This window comes from uncultured Flavobacterium sp. (assembly GCF_963975005.1).
GTDB lineage: Bacteria > Bacteroidota > Bacteroidia > Flavobacteriales > Flavobacteriaceae > Flavobacterium.
In genome coordinates this window covers 1-20,909 of the sequence record NZ_CAXBFR010000045.1, presented here as the reverse complement: position 1 = coordinate 20,909, position 20,909 = coordinate 1, and the positions used below count along the sequence as shown (strand labels likewise).

Annotated in this window: 24 protein-coding genes and 1 pseudogene; 14 read left to right on the top strand and 11 right to left on the bottom strand. The window is 29.1% G+C overall.

Annotated elements, in window-relative coordinates; all coding sequences use genetic code 11:
• The 4 genes and pseudogenes from AACZ53_RS07335 to AACZ53_RS07320 form a co-directional block, all read left to right on the top strand.
• A pseudogene (locus AACZ53_RS07335) lies at window positions 1–1,313 on the top strand (DNA gyrase/topoisomerase IV subunit A); the annotation flags it as partial.
• 146 nt (window positions 1,314–1,459) lie between these two features.
• The gene (locus AACZ53_RS07330; protein WP_339836496.1) at window positions 1,460–2,398 is read left to right on the top strand and encodes a TlpA disulfide reductase family protein; all 939 of its coding nucleotides are present in this window, start codon (window positions 1,460–1,462) and stop codon (window positions 2,396–2,398) included.
• A 218-nt stretch (window positions 2,399–2,616) separates the two neighbouring features.
• Window positions 2,617–4,068, top strand: coding sequence for an alkaline phosphatase PhoX (locus AACZ53_RS07325; RefSeq protein WP_339836494.1), 1,452 nt, complete (start codon window positions 2,617–2,619; stop codon window positions 4,066–4,068).
• 1 nt (window position 4,069) lies between these two features.
• Complete coding sequence (locus AACZ53_RS07320) at window positions 4,070–5,860, top strand: cytochrome c peroxidase (protein WP_339836492.1); 1,791 nt, start codon at window positions 4,070–4,072, stop codon at window positions 5,858–5,860.
• A 38-nt stretch (window positions 5,861–5,898) separates the two neighbouring features.
• On the opposite strand, the gene AACZ53_RS07315 is transcribed toward AACZ53_RS07320, so the two are convergent.
• From AACZ53_RS07315 to murQ, 5 genes are read right to left on the bottom strand one after another with little or no spacing between them, the layout of a single operon-like run.
• Window positions 5,899–6,669 carry a TerC family protein gene (locus AACZ53_RS07315; protein ID WP_339836490.1) on the bottom strand — a complete coding sequence of 257 codons (771 nt, stop codon included), beginning with the start codon at window positions 6,667–6,669 and terminating at the stop codon, window positions 5,899–5,901.
• Window positions 6,670–6,697: 28 nt separating this feature from the next.
• Complete coding sequence (locus AACZ53_RS07310; protein WP_339836487.1) at window positions 6,698–7,087, bottom strand: DNA topoisomerase IV; 390 nt, start codon at window positions 7,085–7,087, stop codon at window positions 6,698–6,700.
• 43 nt (window positions 7,088–7,130) lie between these two features.
• Entirely contained in the window at window positions 7,131–7,706 is a 576-nt protein-coding gene (locus AACZ53_RS07305) for a DUF1572 family protein (RefSeq protein WP_339836485.1), read from the bottom strand.
• Window positions 7,693–7,920, bottom strand: coding sequence for a DUF6095 family protein (locus AACZ53_RS07300; RefSeq protein WP_339836481.1), 228 nt, complete (start codon window positions 7,918–7,920; stop codon window positions 7,693–7,695). Before AACZ53_RS07300 ends, AACZ53_RS07305 begins: the two co-directional genes overlap by 14 nt.
• Window positions 7,921–7,930: 10 nt before the next feature.
• Window positions 7,931–8,734 carry an N-acetylmuramic acid 6-phosphate etherase gene (gene murQ, locus AACZ53_RS07295; protein ID WP_339836478.1) on the bottom strand — a complete coding sequence of 268 codons (804 nt, stop codon included), beginning with the start codon at window positions 8,732–8,734 and terminating at the stop codon, window positions 7,931–7,933.
• Between the two features lie 85 nt (window positions 8,735–8,819).
• On the opposite strand from murQ, the gene AACZ53_RS07290 reads away from it, so the two are divergent.
• On the top strand, window positions 8,820–9,275 hold the full coding sequence (locus AACZ53_RS07290; RefSeq protein WP_339836475.1) for a hypothetical protein: 456 nt from the start codon (window positions 8,820–8,822) through the stop codon (window positions 9,273–9,275).
• Between the two features lie 3 nt (window positions 9,276–9,278).
• Here the strand turns inward: AACZ53_RS07290 and AACZ53_RS07285 are convergent, their stop codons facing one another.
• Together AACZ53_RS07285 and AACZ53_RS07280 are read right to left on the bottom strand one after the other, a co-directional pair.
• A complete protein-coding gene (locus tag AACZ53_RS07285) occupies window positions 9,279–10,001 on the bottom strand; it encodes a ZIP family metal transporter (protein ID WP_339836472.1) in 723 nt (240 codons plus the stop codon).
• Complete coding sequence (locus AACZ53_RS07280) at window positions 10,001–10,759, bottom strand: methyltransferase domain-containing protein (protein WP_339836469.1); 759 nt, start codon at window positions 10,757–10,759, stop codon at window positions 10,001–10,003. The genes AACZ53_RS07285 and AACZ53_RS07280 overlap by 1 nt, the downstream gene beginning before the upstream one ends.
• Before the next feature lie 170 nt (window positions 10,760–10,929).
• On the opposite strand from AACZ53_RS07280, the gene AACZ53_RS07275 reads away from it, so the two are divergent.
• Together AACZ53_RS07275 and AACZ53_RS07270 are read left to right on the top strand one after the other, a co-directional pair.
• On the top strand, window positions 10,930–12,099 hold the full coding sequence (locus AACZ53_RS07275; RefSeq protein WP_339836466.1) for a THUMP domain-containing protein: 1,170 nt from the start codon (window positions 10,930–10,932) through the stop codon (window positions 12,097–12,099).
• Window positions 12,100–12,157: 58 nt separating this feature from the next.
• Window positions 12,158–12,391 (top strand): hypothetical protein, encoded by a 234-nt coding sequence (locus AACZ53_RS07270; RefSeq protein WP_339836463.1) that lies wholly within the window; start codon window positions 12,158–12,160, stop codon window positions 12,389–12,391.
• Window positions 12,392–12,393: 2 nt separating this feature from the next.
• Here AACZ53_RS07270 and AACZ53_RS07265 read toward each other — a convergent pair whose 3' ends face one another.
• The 4 genes from AACZ53_RS07265 to rlmD form a co-directional block, all read right to left on the bottom strand.
• Entirely contained in the window at window positions 12,394–13,452 is a 1,059-nt protein-coding gene (locus AACZ53_RS07265) for a glycosyltransferase family 9 protein (protein ID WP_339836460.1), read from the bottom strand.
• A gap of 116 nt (window positions 13,453–13,568) precedes the next feature.
• Window positions 13,569–14,249, bottom strand: coding sequence for a DUF6048 family protein (locus tag AACZ53_RS07260; RefSeq protein ID WP_339836458.1), 681 nt, complete (start codon window positions 14,247–14,249; stop codon window positions 13,569–13,571).
• Complete coding sequence (locus AACZ53_RS07255) at window positions 14,230–14,727, bottom strand: DUF6452 family protein (RefSeq protein WP_339836455.1); 498 nt, start codon at window positions 14,725–14,727, stop codon at window positions 14,230–14,232. The genes AACZ53_RS07260 and AACZ53_RS07255 overlap by 20 nt, the downstream gene beginning before the upstream one ends.
• A gap of 63 nt (window positions 14,728–14,790) precedes the next feature.
• Window positions 14,791–16,203, bottom strand: a complete 1,413-nt coding sequence (rlmD, locus tag AACZ53_RS07250) for a 23S rRNA (uracil(1939)-C(5))-methyltransferase RlmD (protein ID WP_339836453.1) — start codon at window positions 16,201–16,203, stop codon at window positions 14,791–14,793.
• 148 nt (window positions 16,204–16,351) lie between these two features.
• Between rlmD and pyrR the strand changes: the two genes are divergently transcribed.
• The 7 genes from pyrR (at window position 16,352) to AACZ53_RS07215 (ending at window position 20,834) form a co-directional block, all read left to right on the top strand.
• The gene (pyrR, locus tag AACZ53_RS07245; protein WP_339836449.1) at window positions 16,352–16,891 is read left to right on the top strand and encodes a bifunctional pyr operon transcriptional regulator/uracil phosphoribosyltransferase PyrR; all 540 of its coding nucleotides are present in this window, start codon (window positions 16,352–16,354) and stop codon (window positions 16,889–16,891) included.
• 42 nt (window positions 16,892–16,933) lie between these two features.
• Window positions 16,934–17,863, top strand: coding sequence for an aspartate carbamoyltransferase catalytic subunit (locus AACZ53_RS07240; protein ID WP_339836447.1), 930 nt, complete (start codon window positions 16,934–16,936; stop codon window positions 17,861–17,863).
• Window positions 17,864–17,918: 55 nt separating this feature from the next.
• Entirely contained in the window at window positions 17,919–18,251 is a 333-nt protein-coding gene (locus tag AACZ53_RS07235; RefSeq protein ID WP_339836444.1) for a ribonuclease Z, read from the top strand.
• 11 nt (window positions 18,252–18,262) lie between these two features.
• Window positions 18,263–18,454: a hypothetical protein gene (locus AACZ53_RS07230; protein ID WP_339836442.1), complete on the top strand. Its 192-nt coding sequence runs from the start codon at window positions 18,263–18,265 to the stop codon at window positions 18,452–18,454.
• 1 nt (window position 18,455) lies between these two features.
• On the top strand, window positions 18,456–19,361 hold the full coding sequence (locus AACZ53_RS07225; RefSeq protein WP_339836440.1) for a ribonuclease Z: 906 nt from the start codon (window positions 18,456–18,458) through the stop codon (window positions 19,359–19,361).
• Window positions 19,362–19,530: 169 nt separating this feature from the next.
• Window positions 19,531–20,175 carry a pyridoxamine 5'-phosphate oxidase gene (gene pdxH / locus AACZ53_RS07220; RefSeq protein ID WP_339836438.1) on the top strand — a complete coding sequence of 215 codons (645 nt, stop codon included), beginning with the start codon at window positions 19,531–19,533 and terminating at the stop codon, window positions 20,173–20,175.
• A gap of 164 nt (window positions 20,176–20,339) precedes the next feature.
• The gene (locus AACZ53_RS07215) at window positions 20,340–20,834 is read left to right on the top strand and encodes a CAP domain-containing protein (protein ID WP_339836435.1); all 495 of its coding nucleotides are present in this window, start codon (window positions 20,340–20,342) and stop codon (window positions 20,832–20,834) included.
• Window positions 20,835–20,909 lie beyond the last annotated feature (75 nt).

The following is a 20,909-nucleotide window of genomic DNA, read 5'->3' as shown; positions in this document are numbered from 1 at the left end:
CGAAGTTAGAAGCCGAAATGGAACGCGTTAAACATGATTTAGATACTATAATTGACTATACAATAGCTTTTTTCCAGATGTTGAAAGACAAGTATGGTAAAGGCAAAGAACGTCAAACCGAATTAAGAAGTTTTGAAAATATTGAAGCTACAAAAGTGGTTTTAAGAAACACAAAACTTTACGTGAATAAAGAAGAAGGTTTCTTAGGAACAGGTTTAAAGAAAGATGAATATGTAGCTGATTGTTCTGATATTGATGATGTAATTGTGTTCTTGAGAGATGGAAGAATGGTAGTTACAAAAGTTGATGAAAAGAAATTTATTGGAAAAGACATTATTCATATTGCTATTTTTGATAAAAATGATAAGCGTACAATTTATAATGTGATTTATCGTGATGGAAAAAACGGTGCTTCATTTGTAAAACGTTTTAATGTTTCAAGCATTACTCGTGATAAAGAGTATCATTTATCACAAGAAAAACCAGGGTCACAAATTTTATATTTTTCAGCAAATCCAAATGGTGAAGCCGAAACAATAACGATACTTTTACGCCAAGTAGGAAGTGTTAAAAAACTGAAATGGGATTTAGATTTTACAGATATTTTAATCAAAGGAAGAAGTTCAAAAGGAAATACAGTAACAAAATATCCAATCAAGAAAATTGAATTAAAAGAGAAAGGAATTTCAACATTAAGACCAAGAAAAGTTTGGTTTGATGATACGGTTCAAAGATTAAACGTGGATGGAAGAGGTGAGTTGTTAGGTGAATTTAGACCAAATGATAGATTGTTGATTATAAATCAGGCAGGTAAGCTAAAAACTATTATTCCTGAATTGACAACGCACTTTGATTCAGACATGATTGTGATGGAAAAATGGAATCCAAACAAACCAATTTCTGCTATTTATTATGATGGTGAAAAAGAACGTTATTACATAAAACGTTTCTTGGTGGAAAATGAAAATAAGGAAGAAATTTTTATTTCAGAGCACGAAAAGTCTCAATTAGAGATTGTTTCAACCGATTGGAAACCTTTGGCTGAGGTGGTTTTTGCTAAAGTAAAAGGAGAACAAAAAGAAACGTTACAAGTTAATATCGAAGATTTCATTGCTTTAAAGGGAATAAAAGCTCAAGGAAACCAATTGACTACTGATAAAGTGAAACAAATCAATTTATTAGAGCCAATTCCTTATGAAGAACCAATTCCTGAAGTTCCTGAAGAAATAGAAGTTGAAGGAGAAGACAATGTGTCTGAGGATATAAAAACTGATTTAGAAGATGATGGTCAAATTACATTATCATTGGATTAAAACAATGAACATTCTTAATTTTTAATTGTTAATAAAGCCACTTATATTGTTGATAACTGAAAAATAATACATTGTTTTATTGACTGTTATTGGTAATAAAACATTTATTTTTACTGTTAATAAGTACAATTTTAAATCTAAATATCATGAAAGGTCTAAAGCTTAAATATATTTTTTTATTTGTTTTTACTTTTTTTAGCATTTTAACTACAAATGCACAAGATCCTAAATTACAAAAAGAGATTATTAATAAGCTAAACGAAGTTCATAAACCAACTTTTAAAACACGCGACTCTTTAGCTTCTATATATAAGGTTATTTATGAAAAAATAAGTTATACTACAGATACTATTATTAAGAATAATTTATTTAAAAAAATTGATGAACTAGATGTTCTTACTGATAAAAATACGGCTAAAGAATTAGATAATGAATTTGGTTTTATTAGACAATTTCCTTCTAATCAAATATCTTTAGATGTATTGCTCCACAAAATAACTAAACGGGAAGCAACAGATAAATATGAAGCTTTTAATGCCTTATATAGTTCGTTATCTTTTGATTTACAAAACAGCCCAAAAGGATTGCAATTAAAAGAACAATTAGTTAATTTTAAAAACAGCAATATTGGTATTGATGCTCCTGATTTTGTTGTTAAAGATATTAGAAATGCAACTTTGAGTTTATCCTCATTTAAGAATAATAAATATATTTTATTAACTTTTGGAAATACTACCTCGCAGTCTTGTATTGATGAAAATGCTTATTTAAAAGAAGTTTTCCAAAAGTATAATCAAAATGGATTAGAAGTTATAAATATTGCTATTGATGATAATATGGAGATTTTAAGAAAGTCAGTTATAGCTCAAAAAATTGAGGTATTTAAAAATATTCCTTTAATTTCTAATGATGTCCCTTTATTAGAAAACTATTTTGTTTATTCAATTCCACAAAAAATTCTAATAGATAAAAATGGTGTCATTATTGGTAGATGGCGTGGTTCAAATAGCACTACTAAAAAAGAACTCAATTTAGTTTTGGGTAATTTGTTTAAAGTTGTGGCAAGTTCTAATTCTGTTCATTAAATTCATATAAATACATATATTATAATTTAAACTTCTCTTACTGGGGAAGTTTTTTTTTGATTTAGAATCAACAAAAATTAATTAATTTTTAAATGATGTTATATTAAGATAGTAACCTTTTCATAATTTATTGTTTTGGTTTTCATAAAACTGAGTTTACTTTTTGTTTACACAGTTAAGGTAATTTTGAAGAAACAAAAAACAACAAACTACTTTTTATGAAAACAAATTTTAAAGCTTTACTATTTTTAGCTACTACATTTACAGTCCTTTCTTGTAATCAAGATGATGATACTGTTTCTGCCACAGCAGTTAATGAAAATGTCTCTTTTGCAAACCATTCGGCTACAGCCCCTTTTTTAGCCAGAAAAACTGGATTTGAGAATTTAGAAATATATTCCCTAGTAAGTTCAGGAGACCAATTGTCAGGATCGCCAGATTTTGTATATGGTTCAATGGCAGACGGAATGGGATTGATGAAAAATGCTGATGGGACTTTTTCTTTAATTAACAATATCGAAGCCGATTATTCTATAGCTAGAATTACTTTTGATAAAACATTTAAGCCAGTAAAAGGAGAATATATTCTAAATGCTTTAGCAACTGCATCTACGGCACAATGTTCTGGAAGTTTAGTTACACAAGAAGAGCATGGTTTTGGTCCTTTATATTTATCAGGAGGAGAATGGGGTGGAGCTTCTAAAGGTGTTTTTGCAACAGACCCATACAGAAGTGCTGAAAATGCTGAATTAGCGACATTATTACCAGCTTTAGGACAATGGTCTACAGAAAACGCAGTTGTGATTGGTAAAGATGCTTATCCATCTAAAACAGTTGTATTTATTGGTGATGATACAAGTGATGATACAACTCCATCAGGTCAATTAGCCATGTATGTAGGAAATAGAGGAGACTTAGCTAGTGGAAGTTTATATGGTTTAAAAGTTAATACAGCGGGAATCAACTTTGAAATGGACATGCAACAAGGAGTAACTTATCAGGCTGAATTTGTAGAGTACCAAGAGCGAACTTTAAATGAATTAGAATTAGAATCTAGAGACAAAGGAATTATGGGTTTTTCTAGAGTTGAAGATATTGACTACAGAAAAGGTTCAGGAGCAAACAATAGAGAAATTTACTTTGCAGTAACAGGTAGAAAGAAAACTGCTTTAACAGGTAAAGGATCTTTTTATGGAAGAATTTATAAAGTAACTTTAAATCAAAATGATCCAACTCAAGCTACAATCACTTGTGTGTTGGATGGAGATAAATTAGATGGGATAGCAAAGCAATTTCACAGTCCAGATAATGTATTAGTCACTAAGAATTTTGTTTACATTATGGAAGATCCAAATGGATATCCAGATACAGCTGATAAAACGCATTATCCATACTTATATCAGTACAATATTTCAACTGGAGCTTTAAAAGTAGTTTTAGAGTGTAATCAAATTGCTGCTCAAAATGCAGGAATTGGTTCTGCTTCTACTATGTGGGAATTAACAGGGATGATAGACGTTTCAGATGTATTAGGTGTAGAAGGAAGTTTCTTAATTTGTACTCAAAATCATGGTTGGTCAAACACTGCATTTACAGATCCAAAGGCCAATGCAAATCCTGCTAGTGACGAAGGAAGTCAATTGTATTTAATTAAAGGATTAGAAAGATAAGATGATTAAAGTAATACCAAACAATATTTTAAAGGCTATAGTAACTTATAGCCTTTTGGCTTTTTGTATAGGTTGTCAAAAAAAAGAAACATATGAAGATGTTTCAGCTTTTGTTAAAGTAGAAACTTATTTTAAAAACGAATTAGCAAAATCTTCAGCACTTTTAGATTCTTTAAATTATTTGCCTTCAATAGAAGAAAAGAAAAAGTTATATGTCGATGCAAGAATGCATTTTAAAAGAAGTGAATCTATATTAGCTTACATTGATTCAGATAGTTATGCTTATTTAAATCAACCTAATCTATTGAAAGTAGAGGAAGAAGATTTTACGGATATAAAAATAAAAGAACCAACTGGATTTCAGGTTATAGAAGAAATTATTTATGATGAAAATGTAGATTTAGAAGCCTTAAAAAAAAATGTTCTTTTAACAAGCAATCGAATAAAATTCATACATAAAAATCAGCATTTAAAGTTTTTAAAAAAACATCATGTATTATGGATTATTAAAGATGCAATTAACCGTGTAGCTTTAACTGGAATTACAGGTTTTGATTCACCTATATTAGAAAATTCTTTAACAGAAAGTGCCGCAGTTTATGAAAGTCTTAAAGAAATTATTACTTATTTTGAAAATGAATTTAAAGATGGAAAGCTCTTTGATCAATGGAATAATCAATTAGATTCAAATATTAATTCATTAAATAAGACTACATTTCAAAAGTTTGATAGATATACCTTTATAAAGGAAAACACACATCAAAGTTTGATTTTATGGAATAAAACAGTTGATAATTGGAAAATTAAGTTTCCGTTTGAAAAAGCTATACTCAATAATGCAACTAATTTATTTTCAACAAATACGTTTAATATTTCATATTTTACAGATCAAAAAGGCAACCCAATTGCTTCAGAAAAAGTAGCACTTGGCAAGGCATTATTTAACGATACTTCTTTGTCAAATAAGAAAACAATGAGTTGTGCCACTTGTCATAAACAAGAATTGTATTTTACAGATGGATTAGCAAAATCTCCAGGAACAACAAGGAATTCACCGACTTTATTTTATGCAGCTTTGCAAAAAGGATTTTTTCATGATAAACGCACAGGAAGTCTAGAAGGTCAAATTGTAGACGTAGTAAATAATCCAAATGAGTTTCACTTGTCTTTAAATGATTTAGAAAAGCGAGTTTTAGATAATCCAATTTATCAAAAAACGTTTAAAAAAGTATATGCAAAACCAATCAATAATCAACTCATAAGAAATGCAATTGCATCTTATATAATGTCGCTAACACCATTTAATTCAAAATTTGATAACAACATGCAAGACAAAGAAAATTCGTTAACAAAGAGCGAAATAAATGGTTTTAATCTATTTATGGGAAAAGCCAAATGCGCAACTTGTCATTTTGCCCCTTTGTTTAACGGTTTAGTTCCAACTGTTTTTAAAGAATCAGAATTGGAATTAATTGGGGTTCCAAATTCAAAAGACACCTTAAATGCAACTATTAGTTCAGATTTAGGTAGATTTGGAGTTTATAAAACCGAACAAAAAAAGTACTTTTTTAAGACGCCAACCCTTAGAAATATTGAAAAAACAGCACCTTATATGCATAATGGAGTCTATACGACTTTAGAAGAAGTTATTGATTTTTATGATAAAGGAGGTACAGCCGGTTTAGGAATTGTATTAGAATTTCAAACATTGCCACCAGATAAATTAAACTTATCCAATCAAGAAAAGAATGATTTAATTATTTTTATGAAAACGTTAACAGATAAGATATAAAAAAAAAGCTTTTCAATATTGAGAAGCTTTTTTTTAAGTTATTTTTTCTTTCTCATAGTCATGTTTATAAACTCAACACCTAATGAGAAAGCAATTGCAAAATATAAATATCCTTTTGGAACCGCACCAACATGTTGACCAGCTAATTCAGCGTTTGATAAATGCATGCTTTCTGTTATTAACATAAAACCAATTAAGATTAAGAAAGCTAATCCAAGGATTTGAATAGATGGGTTTTTGTTAACAAAATTTCCAACAGGAACTGCAAAAAGCATCATAATTCCAACTGAAATCACAACTGCAGTAATCATAATAATTAAAGCACCTTCAAGACCATTTGTCATTCCAACAGCAGTTAAAATACTATCTACAGAAAATATTAAATCTATCATTAAGATCTGTATAATAACATTACTAAAAGTTGCTTTCGCAGCAGATTTCAGCGTAATTTCTTCTTCACCTTTATGATCTACCTTTTCATGAATTTCTTTGGTACTTTTATAGATTAAAAATAATCCACCTAATAATAAGATTAAAGCTTGACCAGTGATTTCGGCAGAAAACCATCCAAAATCAAAGCTAAACCAAGGAGCTTTCATAGCAATTAATAACGTTATACCAAATAAAAGAGCAATTCGCATAAACATCGCTAAAAACAATCCTATTTGTGTAGCTTTTTTTCTTTTTTCTTCGGGTAATTTACCTGTTACAATTGAAATAAAGATGATGTTATCAATACCTAAAATGATCTCTAAAAAAGTCAAGGTTAATAAGGCAATCCAAGCATCTGCATTTAAAAAAACTTCCATTTAATTAAGGTTTATGGTTTGTAATGTTTTAATCTAATTTGTAAACAATTCCTTTTTGTTTTATAGCTTCACCTACAAAATTATATTCAAAAGTATACGAATTTATTGAAGTAGTCAATATTTTTACTTGAAGCGCTTTTTTTTCTGCCATATTTTTAGGCTGACTATTTTTTATAATATATTCGCAATTGTTTGTCCATCGTACATCATATGAGTCAGTTATGCCTTCATAAGTTTCTATTTGAATGGAGTCATTGCGTTCGAAAGTAGTAATAAATTTTTTTCCATCAACCTCTATTTCCGATTTGAATTTACCTGTTTTAAAATCCTTACAGTTGCGTTCTTGATTGTAGCAAGAAGTTAATAAAAAGATCATGGCTAAAAGGCTATAGGTTATGGGTTTTGTTTTAATTTTCATAATTGAACTTGTAATTGATTTTTTGAAATTGAAATTGTCCTTGCTATTGCAACTTTTTTAATTCATCATCCGTAAAATGTCTGATGCTTTTTTCTTGAGAAAATTTATCAGTATTATAACTGTTTGATTTGTTTTTGGGAATTGTAAGACTTGACCATTCACTATTTTTTAGCATTTTTGCATAAAAAACAATTTGTCCTATGTGATATGGATAATGTGCCAATTGTCTGTTTATTGCATCTAAAGCAGTTTGGCCTTCGTTTCTAATATAAATTATTTGTGAAAGTTGCTCAGGTTTTAATTCTTCAATAGCTTTGAAAAAACAATTCCAGCCTTCATTCCAAATTTTTAAAACTTCTTCTTTTGAATTAACTGTATTTTCAAATTCAGTATCACGATTTCTCCATTCTTTTTCTCCATCAGAATTCAAAAAATTGGTCCAACGTGAAAGCATATTTCCTGACATATGTTTTACTATAGTTGCAATTGAATTGGTATTTTCATTAACCGAAACAAAAAGTTGTTCTTCTTCTAATTGTTCTATTGCTTTTTCAGCAATGGTCTTATAGTAAAGCATTTGCTTTTTTATACTGGCTAAAAAAATATTATTTATCTCCATCGAAAAGACTCTTTACAATTGTTGTAACTCCTTTAAATATAAAAAATATAGCTAATGCACAGCATAATATTCCAACTCCTAAAACTATTTCATAATAGGGGTTATCTTGATTTTTAAAGGAACTATTAATGACAATTGGGCCAATAAAAAGTAGAGGCAAAGCACCTGATAAATATTTAATTCCTTTGGCTAGTATTTTTTTGTTTGTTGGCATGTTATAGTAATTAAGGTTTAAAGTTTTCAACCGCTTTTCTGACACTTCCGTATTTTTTAAGCAATATTTCAGCTAATTTATAATCAACATTTATTTCGTCCATAATCATTTTTATGCCTCTATCTACAAGCTTGTTGTTGCTTAATTGCATATCAACCATCTTGTTTCCTTTGACTTTTCCTAGTTGAATCATAGCTGAAGTAGAAATCATATTCAAAACCAATTTCTGAGCTGTTCCCGCTTTCATTCGGCTGCTTCCTGTCACGAATTCAGGTCCAACAACAACTTCGATTGGAAATTTAGCTACTTTTGATAATGGACTTCCTTCATTACATGTAATACAAGCAGTTGTGATATTACACTTCTCTAATCCACCAATAACATATGGAGTTGTTCCAGAAGCAGCAATTCCAACTACAATATCTTTGTCAGTAATCATGCATTCATTTAAATCATTCCATGCTTGTTCGGTGTCGTCTTCTGCATTTTCAACAGCTCTTCTGATGGCTACATCACTTCCAGCAATTAATCCAATTACCATATCAAATGGAACACCAAAAGTTGGAGGACATTCAGAGGCATCTAAAATTCCCAATCGTCCAGAAGTTCCTGCTCCAATGTAGAATAAACGACCTCCTAGTTTCATATTAGCAACTACTTTTTTGACTAATTTTTCAATTTGTGGCAAAGCTTTTTCAACCGCTAAAGGAACTGTTTTGTCTTCGTTATTTATATTGGAAAGCAATTCTGAAACCGACATTTTTTCTAAATGTTGGTACTTGGAAGTTTGCTCAGTTGTTTTTGTAAAATTCATTTTATTTAGTTACAAAGTTCTAAAGTTCTAAAGTACCAAAGTTACAAAGTAATTTTATTATATTTAACTTTTAATATTTCAAAATATGAAGATTATCATCAAAGTTAGTTTAATAAGTTTTTTATTTATTAGTTGTATTCCAAATAAAAGTTCAGAAGTGCATTCAGATAGAAGATTGACTTTATTTGAAAAAACTACAAAGAAAGATATAGAGCATAAATATATATTGACAAATCTTAATACTTCAGATTTTTTTATTATTGAAGAAGTACTGAACAATGCTATAAATAATGGAGAATTTTATTTTTTAAAAAAAGCAAGCTTGAATGATTTAAAAAAATACTACAGGCAATATGTAGTTTATTTGAATCAAAATAATGAAAAATGTGTTTACATAAATGCAATGTGTAATGTTGATATTATTCCTAATTGGAAACAGGAACTTTTAGACATATCTGATGGTGGTTCATGTTATTGGAATTTGAAAATTAATTTATCCAAAAGAATATATCAAAATTTAATAGTGAATGGTCAAGGTTAAAATCTACATAAAAACAGCTAAAGTAATTCCTAAAACAATAGCAATTAATTTAGCTAAATTAAATTTATGACCTTCACTACTTTCGAAAATTATAGTTGATGAAATATGGAATAAAATACCAATTACAATTCCAGAAATTTGAGTGTAATATTCGGTTAAGAAATTTAAATTTGAGGAAATGTAAGTTCCCAAAGGCGTCATAAATGCAAAAACCAACATAAAAAATAGAATTGCTTTTTTATTTAGTTCAGCATTAATAAAAAACAAAGTCAAAATAATCGCAATAGGGAAGTGGTGAATCGCAATTCCGTAAGCTAATTCATTATGTTGACTAATTGGCATTCCCTCTAATAAAGCATGCAAACACAAACTAAAAAATAATAACCAAGGAATCGTATTCATTTTGTCATGACCATGAACGTGACCGTGTTCTGCACCTTTTGAAAAATATTCCAAAATAATTTGAAACACAATTCCAATCATAATGAAAAGACCAATTATACTTGTTCCATGAGAATGACCTTCATGATTGTGACCTTCATGCAAAAGAGCTTCTGCTGCATAAACTTCAGGCAACAAATGCATTACCGTTAAAGACAACAAGAAAGCACCGCTAAAGGCTAAAAGTAGTTTTAAGTTTTTTTTGTTTTTTGGTTGTATGAAACTTGCAATCAAATAACCTACAACAACTGATAATAAAGGGAATATATAAATTGAATAGTTCATTATTTAAAAATCATAATTAAACGTTCTGACTTGTTTTTGTAAAAAGGCTGTAATTTGTAATTTCCGAAAATGTCTAACAAATAAATATCTGCTTCTTCCATCATTCTTTCAAAGTCAGCTAAACGTAAAGCTTGAACTCTTTCTGTGTAATGAAATTTCTCACCATTATCTTCAAAATCAATTTCTTTATAAATGTGATTGTCTTTGGCATATCTTTTAATGTGAAAATCAATGTTTTCAACCGTTTTTATTTCTTCTGGAACTAAATTTTCGATTACAAAATCAACATTCATAAAATCAATACAAGCAAAACCATATTCAGTTAAACTATGTTTTATAGCTTTTAAAGTTGTTAAGTTATCATCATCACTTTCAAAATAACCAAAACTGGTGAATAAGTTAAAAATCGCATCATACTGACTATCGCAAACATCACGCATGTCATGCACCTTGAAATGTAATTTTTCATTCTCAGATTTTGAAGCTTCAATAATGCTATTTTCAGATAAATCAGCTCCAGTTACTTCATAACCCAAAGAATTCAAATAAACGGAGTGACGTCCTTTTCCACAAGCTAAATCTAATATTTTGGCTTCTTCTGGTAAATTTAGGTAATGAGTTAAATTATCCATGAAAACTTGAGCTTCATTATAATCTCTATCTTTATATAAAATGTGGTAATACTTGGTGTCAAACCATGAAGCAAACCATTTTTCTTCTTTTTTATTCGTATTTGTTGACATTAATTCTTTTTCCATTGGATTCATCTTGCAAAATTAGTGTATTTTTGCTGAACTTATTCCAAATTTAAGTTTGATGTTTTTGATTTATGATTTATTTGGGATTCGAAATTTAATAACACTATCAATAATAATAAAAAGATACTGAAATCCTGATATGAATTCAGGACAAGTAAATTCAGCATATAATGGAAGAAAATTTTAAAATGGTTGCCAAAACCTTATTTGGTTTTGAAGAACTTTTAGAAAAAGAATTAATACAATTAGGTGCTCAACATGTTAAAGTTGGAACTCGTGTAGTGACTTTTTATGGAGACAAAGGATTTATGTACAAGGCAAATTTAGCTTTGCGTACAGCTTTAAAAGTACTAAAACCAATAAACGAATTCAAAGCTTTTAATGATAAGTCTTTGTATGATGGAATTCAAAGAATAGATTGGAGTAAATATTTAAGCCAACACCAAACGTTTGTTATTGAAACGACTTTGCATTCAGATCATTTCAATCACAGTCAATTTGTGGCTTTGAAATCAAAAGATGCTATTGTGGATCAATTTAGAGATAAAACAGGAACTCGTCCTGATATTGATAAAGATTTTCCAGATGTGAAAATTCATGTGCATATTGATAGAGACTTAGTTACAGTTTCATTAGATACATCAGGTGAATCTTTACATCGTAGAGGATATAAAACAGCAACAAATATTGCACCTATAAATGAAGTCTTAGCAGCAGGAATGTTGTTATTATCAGGTTGGGATGGAACTTCTCATTTTTTGGATCCAATGTGTGGAAGTGGAACTATTTTGGCAGAAGCTGCTATGATTGCTTGTAATATTCCAGCGAATATCAACCGAAAAGAATTTGCTTTTGAAAAATGGAGCGATTGGGATAGTGAATTATTTGATAAGATTTTAGAATCTCTCTTAAAGAAAACACGCGATTTTCACTACACTATTACTGGGTATGATAAAGCTCCAAGTGCTGTGATGAAAGCAAAAGATAACATTAAAAATGCTAATTTAGATGAGTTTGTAAAAATTAGAGAAGCTAATTTCTTTGAAACAGAAAAACAGACTGAAGGACCATTACACATGGTTTTTAATCCACCCTATGGTGAACGTTTAAATATTGAAATGGAACGTTTTTATAGAGAAATTGGTGATACTTTAAAGAATAATTATTCAAACACAAACGCTTGGTTTATTACAGCCAATTTAGAAGGATTGAAGTTTGTAGGTTTAAGACCTTCAAGAAAAATTAAATTGTTTAATGGAAAATTAGAAACTCGTTTTGTAAAATATGAAATGTATGCAGGAAGCAAGAGAGCTAAATTTCAAGTTGAGAGTGATCAGTAAGCAGTGTTTAGAAAAAACGTTTCAATCGTTTAATAAATAACCTTTTAACCATAAAATAATGAGTAAAAAGACAAAAGCATTCTTGTTTAACCTTTTAGGTTTTTCTTTTTTTTATATAATTTCTTATTTTCTTGTAATGACATTTGGCGTTTTACAAGGACTTTGGATTGCAGCTACAAGTTTTGTAATTTCAACTCTTTTAGCACCAAAATTCCAAACAGTAAAAACAAATGAAGGAGAAAAGTTATTTATGAAATGGATTTTTATAAAAGGATTGAGAGAAATTAAATAAGCTTATTTATCTAATGTCTTTTTGATTTGTTTAATAATTTGATCGATAGAAGTTTTATCAGTATTAATTCCAGTTTTATTTTTTCCAAAAGGTCCATATTTTTCAATAGGAGTAACAGCGAAAAGTCCAATTACTGGAGTTTTTGTAGCACAAGCTAAATGCATCATTCCACTATCTGCACCGATAAAAAATGCAGTATTTGAAATGAATGCAGCTATTTCCCTAATGTCTTTGCTGTAATAAGTTGGAGCTTTAAAATTAATTTGCGATACGTTTTCAAAGGGTAAAATTTCTACGATATTATAATTAGGAAATTGAACAAGTAGTTTTGAATAAAACTCATTCCACCAATCTTCACTGTAACATTTGTTTCCGGTTGCAAAAGTAAAAATAGATATAGTTTGTTTTTCTTTATAACTTACTATTGAATTTAATTTTTCGCTACCTTCTTTTATTTCACTTTCGCTTAAATGTAAATTAAGTTCTTTAATAGGATTTTCATTTATTTTCTCTTGAGAAGTATAGATAAAATTACGAAATCGATAAACGGGTAATTTGGCAAAATGTTTTTGTTTGGCCTTAAATTTTATGATAGAATCAAATTCTGTTCCATAGAATTTATATTTTGCGTTTGAAAGTTCAGTAGCAATTTTACCTGAAGATGATTTTGCTTCAATGTTTATTGTTAAATCATATCTCTTAAAAATTAATACAAACCATCTATATAAATATTGGTGTAATTTTTTAAAATGTTTTTTAGGTAAAATGATGTAATTTTTGATGGGCCCATAATTTTGAAAAACTACTTTTGCAACTTCTCCTTTAACAAATAAATCAATTGTTGCATTTGGAAAAATTTCAATAACTTCCTGAATCATTGGAGTGTACAGTAAAGTATTTCCTAATCTATGATTAGGTCTAATAATTAAAATTCGTTTAATTTTAGAAAGATCATCAATGAATTTTATATCAGAATAATTTCTATGGGAATTACCAATCGAATTAGTTAATAATTTTGTTACTTTCCTTCTAAAAACATTGATTTCTTTTATTATCTTCATTTTATGTGTACAATTTCCGTAAAAATAGAGTTTTAGATGCTGATATAGAAATTTTAAGGTGAAATTAATGTTTTAATAACAAATGTTTGTGAAGAAGTTATATTATAATTTCAGTTCTACTTATTCTTTTTGTAAATAGGAATCATATAACTAAGAGTATAATTAAATCCAGTTCCAAACTTACCATCATAAGTTCTGTTGAAACCTGGAATGAATAAATTATCGAAATTATTTGGCTTTTTATTGGAAACTAAATAGTTTAATCGAACAGAAAATCCAACATATAAATTATTAAAAACTTCTGCTTTTAAGCCTCCAACAATTTCTATCCAACTCGCATTTAAACCATCAAATTTTTCACCAGATTCTAGAATTGTCAAGCCGTAATAATTTGTGGAATCATAAATAGAGTAGTTGTTTAACGTTTGATTAAAAGTACTTGCACCGTAACGCATTCCAACAAAAATCATATTTTGCATGTCCAACCAATTTTCGTAAGAATTGTAATCAAAACCAACTTTAAAATAGGTTCCTTTTGTGGTGAAGTTGAATCTGTCATCATCTGAAGTTCTTTCTTCGTTACCTAATTCTCCAGCCACATAAAACTTTTGCGAAATTCTATAATCACCTACAAATTCTATTCCTTGATAATCTTTATCATAGAACGATTTTGTTATGCGATGTAAATCAACTCCAACACGAACACCATATTTCTCTCTTATAGTATCATTTTTTACTTGTGAAAATCCGATCAAAGAAGAGCACAAGCAAAGTAAACTAAAAATATATTTTGACATGTGTTTCATCTTCATTTTCTATGTTATATTGAATAATTTCGTAACTGGAAATCCAATTTGATGTTGGAATTTCTAATCCATTTGTGTCGTTTAAAATAAAGGTTGTTTTATAACCACAAGCTCTTGAAATATAAGTTTCAATGCGACTATAATTGAATGTTATTACATCCGAAATATCATTTGTTACATCAGCATCACTTCCGTTTAAAACAAAATTAATTGTTTTAGTATCTTGATTTGTTCTTAATGGAACTGAAATTGAATTTACTGCATTAAAAGAAAATCCTTCAGATAAAGAGGTTTCTACAATTCCAAGATTCGTAACGTTTTTTAATGTCGTTGGGTCAGCTACATCATAAAAGTCTATAATTAATTTAGGTGTTGTAGGAGTTGTTTCTGCACAAATATCATCTTTTTCGCAATTCCAAAATGAAACCGCTAAAAGCAATACTAAAGATGTGATTATATATTTTTTCATACTTAAGTTCAGAATTGAATTGCAAGTTCAAAGTTATTCTTATTAAACCTTAAACAATATTATTTAACGTTTTTCTAAAAGTACAACATTCTCCACGTGATGTGTTTGTGGAAACATATCAACTGGTCTAACTCGAGTAACTTTATATTGTTCATCCATCAAAGCTAAATCTCTAGCTTGAGTAGCACTGTTACAACTTACATAAACCACTTTTTCAGGAGCAATTTTTAAAATTTGAGCTACAACATCTTTATGCATTCCATCTCTTGGTGGATCAGTAATAATAACATCAGGTTGACCGTGTTGAGCTATAAAATCGTCATTAAAGACATTTTTCATATCTCCAACATAGAACTCACAATTTGTTATATTATTACGTTCAGCATTAGCTTTAGCGTCTAAAATTGCTTCTGGTACAGCTTCAACACCAATTACTTTTTTTGCGTTTTTTGAGACAAATTGAGCAATTGTACCTGTTCCAGTATATAAATCATAAACCAGTTCATTTCCTGTTAATCCAGCAAATTCTCTAGTAATTTTATACAATTCATAAGCTTGTTCAGAATTAGTTTGATAGAAAGATTTAGCATTTATACTAAAATGTAAGCCTTCCATTTCTTCTAAAATGTATTCACGCCCTTTAAATAACTTTACATCTTGATCGTATATTGTATCGTTAGGTTTGCTATTTATTACATATAATAAAGAAGTAATTCCAGCGAAAGTTTCAGCCAAATGATTCATTAATAAATCACGATTTGCTTTATCATCTTCAAAAAACTGAATTAATACCATGATTTCTCCAGTTGAAGCTGTTCTTATCATTAAAGTTCGCAATAAACCTTCATGATTTCTTGGGTTGAAAAACGACATGTTATTTGCATTGGCAAAACTTCTAACTTCATTACGAATAGCATTTGAAGGATCTTCTTGTAAATGACATTTTTCAATATCTAAAATCTTATCCCACATTCTTGGAATATGAAATCCTAATGCATTTTTATTATCGAATTCTACTCCTGATTCTATTTCTTCATTGGTCATCCAACGTGAATCTGAAAAGCCGAATTCCATTTTATTTCTATAGAAAAATTGCTTTTCTGAACCTAAAATTTCTTCAAATTCAGGTAATTCAATTTTACCAATACGTTTCAAATTATTATATACTTCCTGATTTTTGTAGAAAAGTTGTTGACTATACTTCATATTTTGCCATTTGCAACCACCACAAACACCAAAATGTTGGCATTCGGGCTCAGTTCTATGTTCAGAATATTTGTGAATTTTTATGGCTTTTCCTTCAAAATAGGACTTTCTCTTTTTTAAAGTTTGCACATCAACTACATCACCAGGCACTACATTAGGTAAAAATATTACTTGTCCTTCTGGTGCTTTTGCTACTGAAACTCCTTTTGCACCTGCATCAAGAACTTCTACATTTTCGAAAATTACTTTTTCTGTACGTTTTTTTCCCATGGTGCAAAAATAGAAAGAATTTTTAGATATTTCGATTGTTCGATTATTAGATTGTTTGATTTTTCGATTAATCTAATCATCAAGGTATCAAATTATCGAATAATCAAAAAAAATATGTATTTTTACCAACCAAACACAACACTACATTATGGGTCAAAAAATATTGCTCACTGCAAAGGAAGTCAATATCATACTGCATCGTTTGGCTTGTCAGTTAATTGAAAATCATCTCGATTTTTCAAATACTATTCTTATTGGAATTCAACCAAGAGGAACATTCTTAGCTAATAGACTTGCTTCAATTTTAAAAAACGATTATCAAATTCAAGATTTAAAAGTTGGTTTTTTAGATATTACTTTTTTTAGAGATGATTTTAGAAGAGGAGAAAAACCCCTTGAAGCTAATAGAACCGAAATTAATTTCATAGTTGAAGATAAAAAAATCGTCTTTATCGATGATGTGCTATATACAGGAAGAAGTATTCGTTCGGCTTTAACAGCCATTCAATCTTTTGGACGACCAGCAGAAATTGAACTTTTGACATTAATTGACAGACGTTTTAGTCGTCATTTGCCTATTCAACCCGATTATAGAGGAAGACAAGTTGATGCAATTAATAATGAAAAAGTAGTCGTAAATTGGAAAGAAAATGATGGTGAAGATGCAGTTTATTTGGAAAGAAAATAGAACAAAGAAGAAAGAGAAAAGACAACACACAACACAAAATAAATGAAAGAACTATCAGTAAATCATTTACTAGGCATAAAATACATTAATAAAAACGATATTGATTTAATTTTTGAAACAGCAGATCATTTCAAAGAAGTCATTAATCGACCTATTAAAAAAGTACCCTCATTACGAGATATTACTATTGCAAATATCTTTTTTGAAAACAGTACAAGAACCAAATTATCATTTGAATTAGCTCAAAAACGACTTTCAGCTGATGTTATTAGTTTTTCTGCTGCTCAATCTTCTGTTAAAAAAGGAGAAACCTTAATTGATACTGTTAATAACATTCTTTCTATGAAAGTAGATTTGGTTGTTATGCGGCATAGTAATGCTGGAGCAGCTCATTTTTTAGCAAATAATGTTAAAGCAAGTATTGTAAATGCTGGTGATGGTTCACACGAACATCCCACGCAAGCTTTGTTAGACAGCTATACTATTCGTGAAAAATTAGGTAATGTTGGTGGTAAAAAAGTTGTGATTGTTGGTGATATTTTACACTCAAGAGTTGCTTTGTCTAATATTTATGCTTTACAAATGCAAGGTGCTGAAGTTAAAGTTTGTGGACCAAAAACTTTAATTCCAAAATACATTGAATCGTTAGGTGTTACGGTTGAGCCCAACTTAAGAAAAGCTCTAGAATGGTGTGACGTTGCTAACATGTTACGTGTTCAAAACGAAAGGCTAGATGTGAATTATTTTCCATCAACACGAGAATATACACAGCAATATGGTTTAGATAAAACTTTGTTAGATTCATTAAACAAAGAAATTGTAATCATGCATCCTGGACCAATAAATAGAGGTGTTGAGATCACTTCAGATGTAGCTGATTCAAATCATTCAGTAATATTAAACCAAGTTGAAAATGGAGTAGCAGTTCGTATGGCTGTGATTTATCTTTTAGCAAGTAAGATTAAACAATAAATTTAAATAATATTTCAGTTTATTTGTGAAGATACTGAAATAAATTCAGCATAATATGAAAGTAGAACAAAAGGGACATACAACCATTATCAGAGATACTCATGGGAATTTTTCTAGTTTTATTGAAAAGTTGTCTGATCAATTCAATACTTACAAAGAGCAAAATCTAATTTTAGATGTAACAAAAGACGAAAATCTAAGCATCAATAATTTATTAGAAGTTAAAGATTTAGCCAAAAAACACAAAAAAGAGAATAAAACACTAGTTTTCGTGGCAGAAAATATCGATTTTAATGCAATTCCAGATAATTTATTAGTAGTTCCAACAGTTTTAGAAGCTCATGATATAATCGAAATGGAAGAAATTGAACGTGATTTAGGATTCTAAAAACATAAAAAATGACAAATAAAGTTAAAATATTTTTATACGCTTTTCTTTTAATACTTTTTAGTCTTTCATTAGCACTGCATATTATAAACGGTTTTAAATCTAGAAATTTTGAATATGTTAGAATAGTAATTTCTCTTTTTGCTACAGGATTAGCCTTATATCAAATTATACTATTAAGCAAATTAGAAAACAAGAAATAAATTGAAAATTCATATTTTAGGTTGTTACGCTGCTACACCAAGAACATTTACAAATCCAACTTCTCAAGTTTTAGAGCTAAAAAATCAACTCTTTTTAATCGATTGTGGCGAAGGAACTCAGGTGCAATTGCGCAAGCAAAAAATCAAATTTTCAAGAATCAATCATATTTTTATTTCACATTTACATGGTGATCATTTTTATGGTTTAATCGGTTTAATTTCAACTTTCACTTTATTAAATAGAGAAAACGATTTACATGTTTACGGACCAGTTGGCATTAAAGAAATTATTCTGTTGCAACTAAAACTTTCCAATTCTTACACAAGCTATAATTTATACTTTCATGAATTAAGTGCAACCGAAAGTGAAGTCGTTTTTGAAGATGAAAAAGTTCAAGTGAAAACTATTCCTTTAAAACATAGGGTTTACACGAATGGATATTTGTTCAAAGAAAAAAACATCAAGCGTAAGCTAAACATTGAAGCTGTAGAAAGTTACAAAATAGAGACTTGTTATTACCAAAAGATTCAATATGGTGGTGATATAACTTTAGAAGACGGAAGAACTATTCCAAACTCAGAACTTTCTTTTGAACCTGAATATGAAAAAAGTTATGCTTTTTGTAGCGATACGGTTTATAATGAAGATATTTTGCCTATAATTAAAGATGTTGATGTTTTGTATCACGAAACTACTTTCTTGGAAACAGAAGCTCATTTGGCACAAAGAACCATGCACACAACAGCAAAACAAGCTGCTGAAATTGCAAAAAAAGCTAATGTCAAAAATCTTATAATGGGACATTATTCTACTCGTTATGGAAACATTGAATTATTCAAAGAAGAAGCTCAACCCATTTTTGAGAGCATTCACTTAGCTGATGACGGAAAAAGTTTTGAGTTTTAATTCGAAGCGAATTGCTCGGGCTTTATCTAGCTACAATTTTCCTGCTATCCATTCTATCTTTTTTTTTCAAAAAAAGGATGCCATTCCCATCAGGGCTATTTAACATTTGTTAGGCATACTTATAAAGTTTATTCTTCGTAAATTTGTAACATAAAACATTAGTTTAACCATGAGAGATTTAGGAAACTACAGAAAATCATATGAAAAGAGTGAATTGTTAGAAAATTCAATTCCAGAAGATCCAATCAATTTATTTCACAAATGGTTTCATGAAGTAGAAGAATATGATGGTGTTGGAGAAGTAAATGCTATGACAGTTTCTACAATTGGATTAGATGGTTTTCCAAAAAGTAGAGTAGTGCTATTAAAAAAATTTAACGAAGAAGGTTTTATTTTTTATACCAATTACGATTCAGAAAAGGGAAAAGCATTAGTACAAAACCCAAATGTATGTTTATCTTTTTTTTGGCCAGTTGCAGAACGTCAAGTTATTATCAAAGGAATTGCTGAGAAAACACAAGACGTAATTTCAGATAATTATTTTGACTCAAGACCAGACGGAAGTAAACTTGGAGCCATTGTTTCTCCACAAAGCAATGTTATCCCTAACAGAGAATTTTTAGAGAACAAATTAAAAGAACTTGAACATTCTTTTGAAGGAAAAGAGATTCTTAGGCCTGAAAATTGGGGAGGCTTTTTAGTTAAACCAATTTCAGTAGAATTTTGGCAAGGTCGTCCTAACCGACTTCATGATAGAATTATTTTTACTATTATGGATGATTTTGCTTGGAAAATTGAAAGATTAGCTCCATAATGTGGTTTTACCGTAAAGGTTTTACTGTTTCCTTGTATATTTAGCAAAAAGGTTTTTTTGTGTATTAATTATTTATAATTTAGTAAAACAAAACAAATATAAATATTAATAAGTTTTTTAAAAGAATCCCTAAAACTTTTAAAAATTCTAAATCTTAACCTACTATGAATGCTAAATTTTTAAGAATTATAGCAACTGCAGCAGTTGTTATATTCACCATGGTTTCTTGTTCAAGCCCAGAAGAAGCTTCAATTGAATCAGTAGAAGTTATTCAGTTTTATGATTACAGTGAAATTGAAAATGAAACTTTAGATTTAATTAATAAATATAGGGATTCAGTTGGATTTAGTAAATTAGAAAAAATTAACCACATTTCTTATGTTTCTTCAGAACATTCAGATGAGATGGTACAAACTAACATAATTGGTCATGCTAATTTTGCACAAAGACAATCAAATTTACACATTGCTCTTGGTGCTTTGGAAGTTGGAGAGAATGTTGCCTTTAATTATTCAACTCCAAAATCAGTGATAAAAGCATGGTTAAAAAGCCAAAGTCATAAAGATAATTTAGATGGAGATTACACTCACTTTGGTATATCAATTAGAGAGAATGAAATTGGACAAAAATTCTATACCAATATTTTTATAAAAAAATAAACTTATTCATATTGTAAAGCATAAAAAAACCATCTCAATAATGAGATGGTTTTTTTATGCTTTATCGTGATTTAT

Coding starts and splice junctions, on each gene's coding strand:
- AACZ53_RS07330 (WP_339836496.1), top strand. CDS start 1,460: ATGAAAGGTCTAAAGCTTAAATATATTTTTTTATTTGTTTTTACTTTT.
- AACZ53_RS07325 (WP_339836494.1), top strand. CDS start 2,617: ATGAAAACAAATTTTAAAGCTTTACTATTTTTAGCTACTACATTTACA.
- AACZ53_RS07320 (WP_339836492.1), top strand. CDS start 4,070: ATGATTAAAGTAATACCAAACAATATTTTAAAGGCTATAGTAACTTAT.
- AACZ53_RS07315 (WP_339836490.1), bottom strand. CDS start 6,669: ATGGAAGTTTTTTTAAATGCAGATGCTTGGATTGCCTTATTAACCTTG.
- AACZ53_RS07310 (WP_339836487.1), bottom strand. CDS start 7,087: ATGAAAATTAAAACAAAACCCATAACCTATAGCCTTTTAGCCATGATC.
- AACZ53_RS07305 (WP_339836485.1), bottom strand. CDS start 7,706: ATGGAGATAAATAATATTTTTTTAGCCAGTATAAAAAAGCAAATGCTT.
- AACZ53_RS07300 (WP_339836481.1), bottom strand. CDS start 7,920: ATGCCAACAAACAAAAAAATACTAGCCAAAGGAATTAAATATTTATCA.
- murQ (WP_339836478.1), bottom strand. CDS start 8,734: ATGAATTTTACAAAAACAACTGAGCAAACTTCCAAGTACCAACATTTA.
- AACZ53_RS07290 (WP_339836475.1), top strand. CDS start 8,820: ATGAAGATTATCATCAAAGTTAGTTTAATAAGTTTTTTATTTATTAGT.
- AACZ53_RS07285 (WP_339836472.1), bottom strand. CDS start 10,001: ATGAACTATTCAATTTATATATTCCCTTTATTATCAGTTGTTGTAGGT.
- AACZ53_RS07280 (WP_339836469.1), bottom strand. CDS start 10,759: ATGGAAAAAGAATTAATGTCAACAAATACGAATAAAAAAGAAGAAAAA.
- AACZ53_RS07275 (WP_339836466.1), top strand. CDS start 10,930: ATGGAAGAAAATTTTAAAATGGTTGCCAAAACCTTATTTGGTTTTGAA.
- AACZ53_RS07270 (WP_339836463.1), top strand. CDS start 12,158: ATGAGTAAAAAGACAAAAGCATTCTTGTTTAACCTTTTAGGTTTTTCT.
- AACZ53_RS07265 (WP_339836460.1), bottom strand. CDS start 13,452: ATGAAGATAATAAAAGAAATCAATGTTTTTAGAAGGAAAGTAACAAAA.
- AACZ53_RS07260 (WP_339836458.1), bottom strand. CDS start 14,249: ATGTCAAAATATATTTTTAGTTTACTTTGCTTGTGCTCTTCTTTGATC.
- AACZ53_RS07255 (WP_339836455.1), bottom strand. CDS start 14,727: ATGAAAAAATATATAATCACATCTTTAGTATTGCTTTTAGCGGTTTCA.
- rlmD (WP_339836453.1), bottom strand. CDS start 16,203: ATGGGAAAAAAACGTACAGAAAAAGTAATTTTCGAAAATGTAGAAGTT.
- pyrR (WP_339836449.1), top strand. CDS start 16,352: ATGGGTCAAAAAATATTGCTCACTGCAAAGGAAGTCAATATCATACTG.
- AACZ53_RS07240 (WP_339836447.1), top strand. CDS start 16,934: ATGAAAGAACTATCAGTAAATCATTTACTAGGCATAAAATACATTAAT.
- AACZ53_RS07235 (WP_339836444.1), top strand. CDS start 17,919: ATGAAAGTAGAACAAAAGGGACATACAACCATTATCAGAGATACTCAT.
- AACZ53_RS07230 (WP_339836442.1), top strand. CDS start 18,263: ATGACAAATAAAGTTAAAATATTTTTATACGCTTTTCTTTTAATACTT.
- pdxH (WP_339836438.1), top strand. CDS start 19,531: ATGAGAGATTTAGGAAACTACAGAAAATCATATGAAAAGAGTGAATTG.
- AACZ53_RS07215 (WP_339836435.1), top strand. CDS start 20,340: ATGAATGCTAAATTTTTAAGAATTATAGCAACTGCAGCAGTTGTTATA.